The following is a 14,122-nucleotide window of genomic DNA, read 5'->3' as shown; positions in this document are numbered from 1 at the left end:
GGCGTATCAATGCTTAATAAGTCCAGTTTGCAAAATATGCTGTACATTTTGCCCTCGCTGCTTATCTACTCGGTGTTTTTATTGATACCCCTGCTGATCACCTTTTGGGCCAGCCTGACCGAATGGGACGGCACCTCATGGCCGGTCTTCATCGGCCTTGGCAACTATATCCGCATGCTGCTCGACCCCGTGTTCTGGATCTCCATCGGCAATAACGCCCTGCTGCTGCTGTTTTACACGTTATTTCCGATTATCATCGGCCTGGCATTATGCAGTTTCCTAAGCGACGCCCGTCCCGCCGAGCGCGGTTTGCTGCGCATCCTGTTTTTCCTGCCGTATATCATGCCGATGGCGGTGCTCGGCGTCGTTTGGCGCTGGCTGTATAACCCGGCGTTCGGCCCGATCGATCAGCTGTTGCGCGCCATCGGGCTGCCGCACCTGGCCCGCGCCTGGCTGGGCGATTTCGACTGGGCGCTGGCGGCGGTGGGCATGGTGGCCACCTGGTATTTCTTTGGTTTCTGCCTGGTGCTGTTTATGGCGGGCATCCAGCGCATGGACCCGTCGTTGCTGGAAGCCGCCGAGCTGGAAGGATCGTCCCATCGGCAAAAATTCATGCGCATCACCCTGCCGTCATTACTGCCGGAAATTCGCGTCGCGCTGCTGCTGACGGTGATTGCCGGCATCAAGGCCTTCGATCTGGTGTACGTAATGACGCGTGGCGGTCCCGGCACATCTACCCTGGTGACCAATATTTATATGTTCCAGCAGGGGTTTGATTTACGCCATTTCGGTTATGCCTCGGCGGTGGCGATTGTCGGTATGGGACTGGTTTTTATTATCAACGGATTGATTCACTTTGCTATTCGGGAGCGACGCTAATGCGCGGTATTCCATTGTATACGCGGGGCTTGTTGTGGCTGTTTGCCCTCATTACCATCCTGCCGTTCGCCCTGGCGTTGTTAACCTCGTTCAAAACACAAACGGAACTGTTCCAGGGGGTATTTACCCTGCCCTCCGGCCTCAGTTTTGCCAACTACATTTCCGCCTGGCGCGACGGTCATTTCCAGATTTATTTTACCAATTCCGTGCTGGTGGTATTCCCGGTGATTATCATCAGCCTGCTGGCGGGTATTCCCTCCGGTTTCGCCTTCGCATTTTTGCGGCTGCCGGCGAAAAAATTTATCGCATTCCTGCTGGCCATCGGCATGGTGCTGCCGTCGGAAGCCTATATTATCCCGCTGTATCATGAGATCCACTGGATCGGGCTGAATAATAATTATCTGGCGTTAATACTGCCGCAGGTGGCGATGTCGATTCCTTTTACCACCCTGATGGTGGCCAGCGCCTTTTCACAGGTGCCGAAAGAGTTACTGGAAGCGGCGGTAATGGACGGGGCGAGCCGCTGGAAAATCTTGTGCGGCCTGCTGGTCCCGGCCATTGTGCCCACCTTGTCCACCCTGGCCCTGCTGCTGTTTATCTGGACCTGGAACGAGTTCCTCATTCCCCTGATCCTGGTGAATAAAGAAGAGCTGCGCACCTTGCCTATCGGCATGATGTTTTTCCAGAATCGCAATACCATCAATATTCCGGTGCTGATGGCGGGCGCCACCATCGCCATATTGCCCCTGGTGGCGGTATTTTTACTGTTTCAACGCAGATTTATTCATGGCATCACCGAAGGTGCGGTAAAATAAGGGCGTGGATCCTCACGCGCAACCTGTTAGGATTAGCCTCTTTTTGAGGAACCGTATCATGAGTAAATTACCGGAAGACTGGCAAGACGAACAGCCCGCGGCGCAGCCCGCCGAAGAAGACGACGACGAGATTATCTGGGTCAGCAAAAGCGAAATCAAACGCGATGCCGAAGCCCTGAAGGAACTTGGCGTCGAACTGGTCGATCTTGGCAAGAACGCATTGGAAAAAATCCCGCTGGACGATGACCTGCTCGCCGCCATAGAACTGGCGCAGCGCATCAAAAAAGAGGGGCGCCGCCGCCAGATCCAGCTGATTGGCAAGATGCTGCGCGCACGCGATCCCGAGCCCATCCAGCAGGCGCTGGATAAGCTGAAAAACCGTCACAACCAGCAAATCACCCTGTTCCATAAGCTGGAAAACCTGCGCGACCGCCTGATAGATCAGGGCGACGACGTGGTGGAGGAAGTGATGGCGCTGTATCCCGAGGCGGACAGGCAGCAGTTGCGTTCGCTGGTGCGTAATGCGCAAAAGGAGAAAGCGGCCAACAAACCCGCCAAGACCTCCCGCCAGATTTTCCAGTACCTGCGTACCGTCGCCGGCGATAAATAAGCCGGCGTCAGCGCAGGTTAAAGCGCAGCCGGCCGTCCAGCTCCTCTTCCGCCTCGTCAAACAAGAGGATCAACGCGCCGAAACGGCGTTTTTTTGAAGCATTAAGATGCACGAACTCTATTTCCACCGGCAGCGGCAGCCGGCTGGTAACGGTTTGCCATAAATCATCCAGATTGGCGGCGCACGGCTCGCTCAGGGAGAACTGACGGCCAAAATCACGGTAAAAGGCCGGCAGATCGGGTATCTGGTTAAAATCAAAGGATACTTTCCCCATCAAGCTTTCTCCGCACTGCAGGTTGTTAATTTTATGTTGCCCATCGCTCCGTCAGTATGCCACACAACGATTACCGGTCATGGTGTAAAAGTGGCGGCGCAAAAAATTAATCATAAGCCGCCAAGATGCAGCGTTTTCACTTCCAGGTAATCGTCCATGCCAAGCACGGAACCTTCCCGGCCCAGTCCGGATTCCTTGACGCCGCCAAACGGCGCCACCTCGGTCGATACCGCGCATTCATTTACGCCCACCATGCCGCTTTCCAGCCGGGCGGACACGCGGAATACGCGCTGCAGGTTTTGCGTATAGAAATAGGCCGCCAGACCGAACGGCGTATTATTGGCGCGTTCGATCACTTCCTCCTCGGTGTCAAAGCGGAAACACGCCGCCACGGGACCGAAGGTTTCCTCATGCGCCAGCTTCATCTCCTCACTGGCGTCCCTGATAACCGTAGGCTGGAAAAAATTACCCCCGAGCTGATGCGGCTTGCCGCCGGTAACCGCCCGTCCGCCTTTGGCCAACGCGTCGGCGACGTGCTCCTGCGCTTTTTCCAGGCCGGCGCGGTTAATCAACGGCCCGACCACCACGTCCTGCTCCATGCCGTTACCCACCTTTAACCGCTCCACCTCGCGCGCCAGGCGGGAAACAAATTCGTCGTAGACGCCGGACTGGATATAAAAACGGTTCACGCTGACGCATACCTGGCCGGCGTTGCGGAATTTATTGGCGATGGCGCCCTTTACCGCGGCGTCGATATCCGCATCGTCAAACACAATATACGGCGCGTTGCCGCCCAGTTCCATGGAGATCTTTTTCATAGTGTCGGCGGCGTTGCGCATCAGCGTCTTGCCCACCGCGGTGGAACCGGTAAAGGTCACCTTGCGCACGCGGTCGCTCGCCATAATGGCGTCGCTGATGGCGTGGGTGTCCCCCGCCACGCCGTTAACCACCCCTGGCGGCACGCCGGCCTGCTGCGCCAGCGCCAGAAGGGCGAAGGCGGACAGCGGCGTATTGTTGGCCGGTTTTATCAGCGCGGTACAGCCCGCCGCCAGCGCCGGCCCAAGCTTGCGCGTCAGCATGGCCAGCGGAAAGTTCCACGGCGTAATGGCCGCCACCACGCCCACCGGTTCGCGGGTGGCGAAAATCCGGGAATGCGCTTTGGCCGGTGGGATGATCTCGCCGTTAACGCGCTTGGCCTGCTCGGCGAACCATTGGATAAAGCTTGCGGCATAGGCGACTTCGCCCTGCGCTTCCTTAACCGGTTTTCCCTGTTCCGCCGTCATCAGCCGCGCCAGATACGCCTGGTTCTCCATAATCAGGCCGTACCAGCGGTACAGGATTTCAGAACGTTCCTTGGCGGTTTTGGCGCGCCAGGCGGGGAACGCCGCGTCGGCGGCGGCGATGGCGGCCTCGGTTTCCCGTTTGCCGCTTTTGGCCACGTTGGCGATAAGCTGGCCGGTGGCCGGATTCACGACCTCAAAGGTGTCCTGAGCGCCCAGCCATTCGCCGTTGACCAGATAGCCGGTCTTGAACAGCGGGTGGTCCTGTAGGTGTAAGTGCTCGCTCATTGTTATCCTCCCCTTTATGTCCCCCGTCGCGGGACGGCGTGCAGTTGCGGTGTAACGCCCCGGCCGCCGCAGGATACCGGCTCCCGGACGCGCCGCGGCGTAAGAAATATGGTTTAAGTATAGATGCTGGTTGCGGGATGGGCAGCCGGGTACGGGGAAAAGCCGCCCCGGCGGGTTAATCGCTGAGCGCGTGACGGTAGCGGACCAGGGTGTCGGTCAGGCGCTGCACGGATTCGGTAATATCGGGCGTGGCCTGGTAATGAAGCAGTTTGTCATGATAAATACGCAATTCCGCCAGTAATTGATCGAAATGTTTCCGGCGGCGGATGTCGCTGCGGGCGACCAGCACCCGGTCGGCGGTGGCGCGGATCTGGCGATGGTACGCCGAGAGATCGGCATTGGCCGGAATATCCGCCAGGCGCAGGCGCTGGTGGATAATGATAAGCGTCAGCGCCAGGCGGTATTTGGCGATATCCACAGGGAATAGCGTCAGTAGCTGGAACAGCTGCTGATACAGCGCCGGCAGATGATTTTCCTGGCGCCGCGCCTTGTTGGTGGACAGGGCCGATACCGCGCCGTACACAAAGCGGTTCAGCAATACCCGGCCGATGCGCGCCTTGGAACCGTCCCGGATGAGCAGGATCACCAGCGTCGCCAGGCCGCAGCCGATAATTTGGCCGATGGCGCTGTCGAGGAAGGTGTTAATGGAAAAGCTCATGGGATTGGCCAGCACCAGCACATTGATGGTCCCCGCCAGGGTGCCGAGCGTGCCGAGGCGCCGCTTTTGCACCTCGATGCCGATGATAAACGCCAGTACCCCCAGCGCAATGCACAGCAACAGCAGACTTTGCTGGGTGGCGGGCATGATCACCATATAATACAGCGCGCCGATGGGCAGCGCCGCCGACATGCCGATCATAAAATCCTTGCAGACCATCCAGGGGTTGGGCAAGCGCATGGCCAGCGACGTCACCACGGCAATCATCACCATGCAGCTGCTGCCGGACGTCCAGCCGGTCCAAAGCCAGAACAGGCAGCCCAGCGCGGTGGCGACGCCGGTGCGCAGTCCGTTAATCATGGCGTGATGCCGTTCGGCGGAGGGGGCCGAAATGATCACCTGATCGACCAGCACCTGCTCCTCAATTTTGCTGATACGCGCGTTGCTCTTTACCCCTTTCGCCAGCAGCAAAAACCGGGTTGCCGCGCCCACCCAGGTATACAGGACCTGCGGGGTATCGCGGGCGGGCGTGGCGGCGATGACCTGGCGCATCAGCTTCATGCGCTTATGGATATCCCCCACGGTGTCCACCGGCTCGTTTAACAGCAGCCGCAGATGCGGCGCGATAAACTCAGGGCGCACCTGCAAGATCAGGAAGGCTTCGCAGGCCTGGGTAATCAGGGTCAGCGACAGGGTATTGATCGCGCGCAGGCGCCGGTTGCAGCGCTGCCAGCGCGAGGATTCCATCATCAGGTTGACGCGCATGCCGTCGAGGGCGGTGGTAAATTTCACCAGATCGCCCCAGGCTTTATCCACCTCTTCTTTCGCCGCGCCGTTAAGGCACAATAGCAGCAGCCGGTACTGATCCAGCAGTAGCTGGTCCACCGCCCGGTCGATATCCTGTTTTATCGAGCGGGGCGAAAACAGGATATCCGCCAGGATGGCGCAGACGATACCCAGCACGATTTCGCTGCAGCGCTCAACGGCAAACTGCGGCGTCACCTGGGGCTGGCTTTGGATACTGACGATAATAATCAGCGCGGTGTATCCGGCCAGGCCCAGGGCATAGGAATTCTGTACCCGCACCACCGTGGAGATCCACATGCAGGCGCCGGCCCAGATACAGCTTAACAGCAGCATCACCACCGGGGCGCGGATGGTGAGGGTAATAATCACCAGCGCCCCGGCGCAGCCGATAAAGGTGCCGATGATGCGCAGCATGCCGCGATGGCGGATAGCGCCGGCAAAAGGCTCGCCGCCGGCGGCAAAGGCCGGGCCGGCGGCCACGATGGCGGCGGTCAGCACCGACCAGCGCGGCGTTTCCAACTGGAAATGAAAGCCCAGGAACAACGCCAGCAGAATGGCAAAGGTGAGCTTGACCGCAAAACGGCAGCGGAAAAATATCGGCGCCAGCAGTTGCAACATTATCGGGCCATCCGTTTAGCCGAACTCGCGCAGGCGATGCATCAGCTGCATCATCGGCGACAGCTCGCGCCGGTCGCGATCCTTACTGCCGGTGATCACCACCGTCGCGGTGGTGCCGGCCGGATAAAGATCTCCCTGCTGCGCGTCGAGGCGGATTTTAACCGGTACCCGCTGCGCCAGCCGCACCCATTCCAGGTTGGAGTCCACGGTCGCCATGCCCTTGGCATCCACGGCGCTGCTGCTGTTGGTCACCCCGGCGGCAATGCTGTCCACCGTGCCGTAGAGCACCAGATTGCTGCCCAGCGGCGTGATTTCCACACGAAAGCCCGGACGCACTTTTTCCAGTTTGGTTTCTTCCATATAGGCCAGCAGGTAGAACGAATTGCGTTTCACCAGCGCCACCGATACCGCGCCGCGGGTAATAAATTCACCGGCATGGACATTCAGGTTGGTTATCCAGCCCTCGGCGGGGGCGCGCACCGTGGTGCGCTCCAGGTCGATTTTCGCCAGATCCCTGACCGCCACCGCTTTCGCCAACTGGTGGCCGACGGTGGTCAAATCATTGCTGGACTGATCGATGGCTTCCTGCGACATGGCATTGGTGCCCAACCGCAGCCGGCGTCCCGCCTCGCGACGTTTCTCGGCCACCAGGGCCTGGTAATAATCTACATCGGCCTGCGCTTCGTCCAGCGCCTGCTGGTAGCGCGGCTGATCGACCACGAACAGTACCTGCCCCCGCGTCACCAGTTGGTTATCGCTCACCCGCACATCGGTCAGCAGGCCGCTGACATCCGGGGAGATCGCCACCACATCGGCGGTAAATTTGGCATCGCGCGTCCAGGGCGATTCGGTATAGAACACCCATGCCCGGAAAATGGCGACGGCGGCAATCAGTACCAATAGCAGAGTAATCGCAATCCTGATTATTTTTATTGCAACAGTTTTCACAGCGACCTCAAACAAAAAGACACGAAATCAGATAAAACACGCAGCAATACAACGCGGTATTAAACAAGGCCGGATGCCAGACGAAATCGTAAATGCCCGTCGGCTGCAATAGGCGACGCAGCAGCATGAACACGGCCATCGACACCAGCAGCTCAAAAAACACCGGGGGAAACGACAGGCCGAAGATCACCATAACCGGCAGCAAACTCATGACATTTTCCTTACCTTTTCCCGTTTGACCGTTGCCGGCAACCCCAAACGCGTCCCGCCCGCCACGGCATCCTTCCTCACGGCCATGGGCGGCATTCGCGGATGTTAACGCGGCTAAGTATAGAACTCAGGAAGGTGATCGAGGTTTATTCCCGGCGGATAAAACGCACTGAGACCGTGTGGCGAAAACGCCCCCACAATGTTACTGTTTATTTCAAAGCAATAAAGACATCTGAAAAACAGGGGCGGCAATGCGCGATCAGATGAACCGACGGGTATATAGTAGCCTTTACTGACTGGCATTTTCAATATTATGTGATCTAAATCACTTTTCACTCAGGCTTAACAATGGAAAGACTGAAACGTATGATGGTATTCGCCAAGGTGGTGGAAGGCGGCTCGTTTACCTCCGCCGCCCGGCAACTGCAGATGAGCGTATCGTCCATCAGCCAGACCGTGGCGAAACTGGAAAACGAACTGCAGGTAAAACTGCTTAACCGCAGCACCCGCAGCCTGGGCCTGACCGAGGCCGGCAAGATTTATTATCAGGGCTGCCGCCGTATGCTGCTGGAGTTCCAGGAGGTGCATGAGCAGCTCTACGCTTTTAACAATACCCCGATCGGCACGCTGCGCGTCGGCAGTTCGTCCACCATGGCCCATAACGTCTTGGCGACCATCACCGCCGATATGCTGAAGGAATATCCGGGACTGTCGGTAAACCTGGTAACCGGCATACCGGCGCCGGATTTGATCGCCGACGGCTTGGATCTGGTGGTGCGGGTGGGCGCGCTGCAGGATTCCAGTCTTTTTTCACGCCGTCTCGGCGCCATGCCGATGGTGGTTTGCGCCGCCAAAAGCTACCTGGCCGCCCACGGCACGCCAGAAAAGCCCAGCGATATGGCTAATTTTTCCTGGCTGGAATATGACGTCAGGCCGGACAGCGAATTCGAGCTGGTGGCCCCGGAGGGTATCACCCTGCATCTGGCGCCGCAGGGCCGTTTCGCCACCAACGACTCACAGACGCTGATCCGCTGGCTGACCGCCGGCGCCGGCATCGCCTATGTGCCGATCATGTGGGTTCTGGATGAGATAAAGCAGGGCAATGTGGAGATTTTATTCAATCGCTATCTTTCCGACCCGCGGCCGGTGTATGCGGTGTATACCCAGAAGGATAAATTGCCGCTGAAGGTGCAGGTGTGCATCAACGCCATGCATGAATACTTTAACAATGTCACGGCGGTCTACCAGGCGTTCCGCCAGGATACCATGTTCTGATATCCCGGCGGGGCAGGACTCAGGCGGTGCCGCCGACGGTGATATTGTCGAGCTTAAGCGTGGGCTGGCCGACGCCGACCGGCACGCTCTGGCCTTCCTTGCCGCACACGCCGACCCCTTTATCCAGCGCCAGGTCATTGCCGACCATGGAGATTTTCTGCATCGCCTCGATGCCGGAACCGATCAGGGTCGCGCCTTTAACCGGATGGGTTACCCGGCCGTTTTCGATCAGATAGGCCTCGGACGTGGAGAAAACAAATTTGCCGGAGGTGATATCCACCTGGCCGCCGCCGAAGTTGGGCGCATACAGGCCATATTCGACGCTGGCGATAATCTCCTCGGGCGTGGACTGACCGGCCAGCATATAGGTGTTGGTCATGCGCGGCATCGGCAAATGCGCGTAGGACTCGCGCCGGCCGTTGCCGGTGGGCGCTACGCCCATCAGCCTGGCATTGAGCTTATCCTGCATATACCCTTTGAGAATGCCGTTTTCGATCAGCATATTATATTGTCCGGGCACCCCTTCGTCATCGATGGCAAGCGAACCGCGCAGGCCGGCCAGCGTGCCGTCATCCACCACGGTGCATAACGGCGAGGCCACCAATTGGTCCATCTGTCCGCTGAACACCGAGCTGCCGCGACGGTTAAAATCGCCTTCCAGTCCGTGGCCCACCGCTTCATGCAGCAGCACGCCAGGCCAGCCGGCGCCCAGCACCACCGGCATGGCACCGGCCGGCGCCGCCACGGCGGACAGATTAACCAACGCCATGCGCACCGCTTCCCGCGCCCAGCTGTCGGCACGCACGTCGCCGTCGACGCTCTCAAGGAAAAAGTCATAACCAAAACGGCCGCCGCCGCCGCTGGAACCACGCTCGCGTTTGCCGTCCTGCTCAACCTGAACGCTGATGGACAGGCGCACCAGCGGGCGCACATCCGCCGCCAGGGTACCGTCGCTGGCCGCCACCAGGATCTGTTCATACACGCCGGACAGGCTGGCATTCACTTCCTGCACCCGGGGGTCGGCGGCGCGCGCGACTTTATCCACCCGATGCAATAAGGCGATTTTCTCTTCACGCGGCAGGCTGTTAAGCGGATCACGCTGCGTATAGAGGGATTTATAAGGAACTTCGCCCAGGGTATGCACCCGGCCGTTGCCCTGCTCGCTGACAATGCTGCGCGCCGCGTTGACGCTTAATTGCAACGCGTTAAGGGTGAGCTGATCGGCATAGGCGAAGCCGGTTTTTTCCCCGCTGACCGCACGCACGCCGACACCCTGGTCAATGTTATAGGATCCATCTTTGATGATGCCGTCCTCAATCACCCAGGACTCGTGGTAGCTGGATTGGAAATAGAGATCGGCATAATCCAAACGACGTTCGCTCATCTGGCCTAACAGCGAAAAAAGATCTTCGTGACTCAGGTTGTTGGCCGCGAGTAATTGCTCACTGACAAAAGTCAGACTCATAGGTTTTCACTCTTATTAATGATGGATTGGCCAGCAACGGCTGGAATAATAATCGTACTAACAATCGTTATAGTCATATTTATAGACTGCGGCAATTCAACGCCGGCGTCAAATGCACGCTGATTATTTACTATGACCCGCCGGTGTGCGCGGCTGGCGCAGCACTTCCTCGATTTTCGGCTGATCCAGGCTGCCGGTGATGTGATAGCGGATCACCGAGATTTTGTTCCACAGCGGCGCCAGGACCTTGCTGGCGGCGAATACCGCGGCGCCGACCACCGGATTGATGGCAAACGCGGCGGCAACCCCGACGGTGGCGGAGATTTCCGGCGCTATCACCGCTTCCATATCAATGCGCTGCGCGTTCAAATCCACCTGGCCGTTCATGGCGATGTCCGCTTCCAGGCCATCAATCAGCGAGTCGTTGGTATGCAGCACACCGTCTTTAATCCAGGCAGTACCTTTAATGGAGTCAAAATAGAATCCTTTACCGAAGGTGTCGCGGAAATCGAACTGGAGCTTGCGCAACAGCGCGTCGAAGCTAATCAGGCGCAATAGCCTGCCCGCCTGGCCGCTGCTGAGATTATCGATCTTGCCTTTGCCGAGATTGGTGTGCAATACGCCGTTCAGGCTGGCGATCTCGGGTGTCCAGGGCAGCGACTGCCAGTGAAGATCGTAATCCAGGTTAAAAGGCGCGTCGCGCAATGGGGTGTCGATGCCGACATAGTCCGCCGCCTCGCCGATATTTTTACCGCTCAGTTTGCCTTTGACCGAGGTCAGGTTTTGCCGGCCGGTGCGCGACCATCCGCCTTCAAGCGTCAGCCGGGATTTGCCGGTATCCACCAGGCCATGGCTCAGCGCCAGGGTATTTTTCTGCGGCGTCACATCCGCCTCGACCCGGCCCAGATTTTGCCCCAGCAGCCAGCACTCCTGGCAACGCAGCTGCAGTGCCGGCCAGTCGCTAAAGCCGGCGGCCGGGTCGTCATCCTGGAAGAGCGTATCGCCAGCCGCGCCGTTTTTCGGCCACAGCGGATTATAATAAAGGTAACGGATATCCGCCCGCCAGGGGCCTTGGTTCGCTAGCGCCAGCTTGCCGTCGATTTCCTTGCCGCGGGCTTCAACGACGCTGCCGCCCAGGGTATTGCGGCGCGTCAGCGACAGCGCGTGCCATTGCTGGCCGCCCAGGGCCAATAACGGCGTATTCAGCGTCAGGGCATCCGGGAAACGGAACCGGCTGGCCACCGCTTTGCCCGCCGAGCGGGACTGCGGCGTCATTAACGCCAGCCATTTTTCGCCGTCCAGCGCCGGTAGATTCAGCGTCAGGCTTTTACCGTCCGGCAGCGGCGGTATCCTGGCGTTATCGGTGGCCCAGGCGCCGCGCGCAAGCGTAACCAGCTTGCCCAACTGCCATTCGCTGTTAAAGGCATTATTCTTGCCGGCATGTCCGCTCAACGTAAAGCCCGTCAGACCGCCCTGGGCCTTGACCGCTAATGGGAACGGCTGGCCGGCCGCTTTATCCAATGGCGCAGGTAAGTGACTGCTTACATTTTTTAAATCGGCAGTGACATCCACGGTATACGCGGGTTTGCCTTGCAACGGCAAGGTTATCGCCATCACGCTCTGCCAGGAGGCCCGTCCTCCCAGCGCTTTCGCCATGGGTTCGGGCAGGCCGGACAGATGGGCCACCGACCAGTCCCCTTGCATATCGACGTTGATATCAAAGCTTTTTTGCAGCTCTTGCGTCGTGAAGCGCACCGCTACCGGCTGTCCCAGCCACTGTGCCGACAGCATATCGCTGTCCAGGTTGCCATTATGGTAGCGGAACTGGCCGTTCAGGTTGTTCATGGTGGTGCCCAGCGGCTTAATCAGCAGGCTGTTGTCGGCCAGATTCACCTGACCCGATGCGGTGACTGCCTGGCCGCTAAGGGGTATGGATAGGTGTAAGTCCCCACTAACATTGCCGCCGACCTGCAGCTCGGCAAGCGCCGCGCCAAGGGATTTCTGCAACGGAGTCTGGTTAAAATAGGCGCCGATGGCCGGGCCGGACCCGCTGACATCCGCATCCACCAACAGCAGCTGTTTGGAATAATCGGGGATGGCGGCCACGATATTACTGCCGGTCGCCTCGCCCAGTTTCGCCTGCGGCGCGCGCATAAACAAACCGTCGTTCAGGAAGTCCAGATCGATACTCAGATCGGTCAGCCGCGGCCAGCCGGGTTCAAATTCATAGTCCGCATGGCGCAGCGGCACCAGTACCTCGAATTGCCCGTCGTTATGCTTAAACGGGAATTGTTTGGGATCGCCGGCAAAGACCAGCGTGGCGTTATCCACCTGCCCGCCTTTCAACGCGCCGGTGAGGTAATTGACCAGGTGGGTGCCCATTAACGGCTCGGGAAAATAGCGCCAGACCTGGGCGGCATCATACAAGCGCAGACCGGACAGCACATCCAGCCACGGATCACCGTTGAGGGGCTGATGAAAATAAAAGTCCCCGGTCGCCCACAGCGAGGTGGCCTGCAGATCGATATCGCTGCCCCATAACCGCAGGCCCTGCTCATCATTGCGCCAGTCAAGGGCGGCCCTGGCCCGCTGCACTTCCAGCGGCGCGCGAAACATATCTTTATACGGCAAGGTGCTGTTATCCAGCGCCAGGTTTAGCCGGCCGGCGGCAAGGGTTCCCGCCACCGAACCGCCGACATGATCCACGCCGGGCAGGAGTTGCCATTGCTGCCAGCTGAGATCGCGCCAGTCGCTCTGGAAACGGATTTTTTCCGGGTTATTAAGCGGAATATCCAGCGCCAGGGTGGACAGTACCCCTTTGGGCTGCAGATCCTGCCAGCGGGCGCGCAGGTTGGGTGTAATAATGGATATCAGCGGCAAGAAGGGACTGAAACGCTGCAGCTCCAGGTTTTTCGCCCGCAGGCGGATTTCCCCGGCCCTGTCGGGCGCGAACAGATGATTCTTTTCCGGCAGCCAGAACAGCGAGAGCGCGCCGGGCGCCCAGGATTCCCCGTCGGTGGCGATGTTGAGCACCGGCACGTCCATTTGCCATCCGTCGCCCTGTTTGCTCAGGTGCAGGGCCAATTTCGCCACGTCCACGCGGTGGTCCTGGCCTCCGTCCTGCCAGCTAGCCGTCCCCTGGCTGAAAAAGGCGTCGCCGCCGGTAATATCGCCATGATCCAGGCTCAGCCAGGCGGCCAGGCTGAAATCGGCCCGTTGCAAACCGGTCTGGCTTTGCACCCACTGGCTGAACCATGGCTTGAGATTGATATTATCGGCCTGCAAGTAGATTTTGCCGTTATCCAGCAGACCGTTTTCATCATTGAGGTCCATGCGCAACTGGATCGCGCCCTGCTGCACATCAACGTTGGATAAGGCTATCTGTCCTTCCGCCCGGTGGCGCTGGCGTGAGTTGAGCCAGGTCAGTTGCGGCACCGAAAGCATGGTGCGCTCCCCCGAGGGCGTCAGGAAAGAGAGCTCGCTGTCGCGCAGGATAAAGTGGTCGAACTGATGTAAAAACAGATCGGAAAGCTGGTCGGATTTAATGGGGCTGCCCTGATGGTCGCGGCCCAGCAGGGTGGTATTTAAATCCAGCTGCAATCGATAAAACGTGACGTCGCGAAATTGCCAGCGCCAGTGCAGCAGCGATTGCCAGACGTCCAGGGCCAGGGTAACGCGCTGGATACGCAACTGTTCATCGGCGGTAACGGATTCAATGGCGCGGATATCAAGCGTCGGGCCGAAGGACTGCCAGGTGCCGTGCATTTCACGGATCTGGACATTGAGTCCGGTAGCGGTGTTTAGGGTTTGGACAATTTGCGGGCGAAAGCTGTCCAGATGGGGCAACGCCAGGCGTAACGCACTGACCGCTAATGCCACCAGGACAATCAGGGTTGCACATAGGGCCAGCAATATCCCCGGCAGTCGCTTCACGC

The 14,122-nt window shown here is 58.9% G+C and carries 11 protein-coding genes; 4 read left to right on the top strand and 7 right to left on the bottom strand.

Features of this window, described 5'->3' with window-relative positions:
* Positions 1 to 9: 9 nt before the first annotated feature.
* Genes ACL2XF_RS23565 through yjgA form a run of 3 tightly spaced genes read left to right on the top strand, consistent with a single transcriptional unit; the run spans position 10 to position 2,304 of the window.
* The gene (locus ACL2XF_RS23565) at positions 10 to 879 is read left to right on the top strand and encodes a carbohydrate ABC transporter permease (RefSeq protein ID WP_413721538.1); all 870 of its coding nucleotides are present in this window, start codon (positions 10 to 12) and stop codon (positions 877 to 879) included.
* Positions 879 to 1,694, top strand: coding sequence for a carbohydrate ABC transporter permease (locus tag ACL2XF_RS23560; RefSeq protein WP_410013332.1), 816 nt, complete (start codon positions 879 to 881; stop codon positions 1,692 to 1,694). Before ACL2XF_RS23565 ends, ACL2XF_RS23560 begins: the two co-directional genes overlap by 1 nt.
* A 58-nt stretch (positions 1,695 to 1,752) precedes the next feature.
* Positions 1,753 to 2,304 (top strand): ribosome biogenesis factor YjgA, encoded by a 552-nt coding sequence (yjgA, locus tag ACL2XF_RS23555; protein WP_410013331.1) that lies wholly within the window; start codon positions 1,753 to 1,755, stop codon positions 2,302 to 2,304.
* Between the two features lie 7 nt (positions 2,305 to 2,311).
* Here the strand turns inward: yjgA and ACL2XF_RS23550 are convergent, their stop codons facing one another.
* The 5 genes from ACL2XF_RS23550 to aaeX all read right to left on the bottom strand — a co-directional run bounded on the left by ACL2XF_RS23550 (position 2,312) and on the right by aaeX (position 7,448).
* Positions 2,312 to 2,578: a hypothetical protein gene (locus ACL2XF_RS23550; protein ID WP_410013330.1), complete on the bottom strand. Its 267-nt coding sequence runs from the start codon at positions 2,576 to 2,578 to the stop codon at positions 2,312 to 2,314.
* Between the two features lie 110 nt (positions 2,579 to 2,688).
* Entirely contained in the window at positions 2,689 to 4,146 is a 1,458-nt protein-coding gene (locus ACL2XF_RS23545; RefSeq protein ID WP_413727613.1) for an NAD-dependent succinate-semialdehyde dehydrogenase, read from the bottom strand.
* 175 nt (positions 4,147 to 4,321) lie between these two features.
* A complete protein-coding gene (gene aaeB / locus ACL2XF_RS23540) occupies positions 4,322 to 6,289 on the bottom strand; it encodes a p-hydroxybenzoic acid efflux pump subunit AaeB (RefSeq protein ID WP_413727612.1) in 1,968 nt (655 codons plus the stop codon).
* A gap of 15 nt (positions 6,290 to 6,304) precedes the next feature.
* Positions 6,305 to 7,237: a p-hydroxybenzoic acid efflux pump subunit AaeA gene (gene aaeA / locus ACL2XF_RS23535; protein WP_413727611.1), complete on the bottom strand. Its 933-nt coding sequence runs from the start codon at positions 7,235 to 7,237 to the stop codon at positions 6,305 to 6,307.
* 7 nt (positions 7,238 to 7,244) lie between these two features.
* Positions 7,245 to 7,448: a p-hydroxybenzoic acid efflux pump operon protein AaeX gene (aaeX, locus tag ACL2XF_RS23530; protein WP_413721542.1), complete on the bottom strand. Its 204-nt coding sequence runs from the start codon at positions 7,446 to 7,448 to the stop codon at positions 7,245 to 7,247.
* A 347-nt stretch (positions 7,449 to 7,795) separates the two neighbouring features.
* Here aaeX and aaeR point away from each other — a divergent pair, with 347 nt between their 5' ends.
* Complete coding sequence (gene aaeR / locus ACL2XF_RS23525) at positions 7,796 to 8,722, top strand: HTH-type transcriptional activator AaeR (protein WP_410013325.1); 927 nt, start codon at positions 7,796 to 7,798, stop codon at positions 8,720 to 8,722.
* A 19-nt stretch (positions 8,723 to 8,741) separates the two neighbouring features.
* On the opposite strand, the gene tldD is transcribed toward aaeR, so the two are convergent.
* Both tldD and yhdP read right to left on the bottom strand, forming a co-directional pair.
* Positions 8,742 to 10,187, bottom strand: coding sequence for a metalloprotease TldD (gene tldD, locus ACL2XF_RS23520; protein WP_413721543.1), 1,446 nt, complete (start codon positions 10,185 to 10,187; stop codon positions 8,742 to 8,744).
* Between the two features lie 123 nt (positions 10,188 to 10,310).
* A complete protein-coding gene (gene yhdP, locus ACL2XF_RS23515) occupies positions 10,311 to 14,120 on the bottom strand; it encodes an AsmA2 domain-containing protein YhdP (protein WP_413727610.1) in 3,810 nt (1,269 codons plus the stop codon).
* Between the last annotated feature and the right edge of the window lie 2 nt (positions 14,121 to 14,122).

This window comes from Sodalis sp. RH19, from assembly GCF_047324215.1.
Lineage (GTDB): Bacteria > Pseudomonadota > Gammaproteobacteria > Enterobacterales > Enterobacteriaceae > Acerihabitans.
Note: the sequence above shows the minus strand (reverse complement) of the source record. Positions and strands in the feature narration are given on the sequence as shown.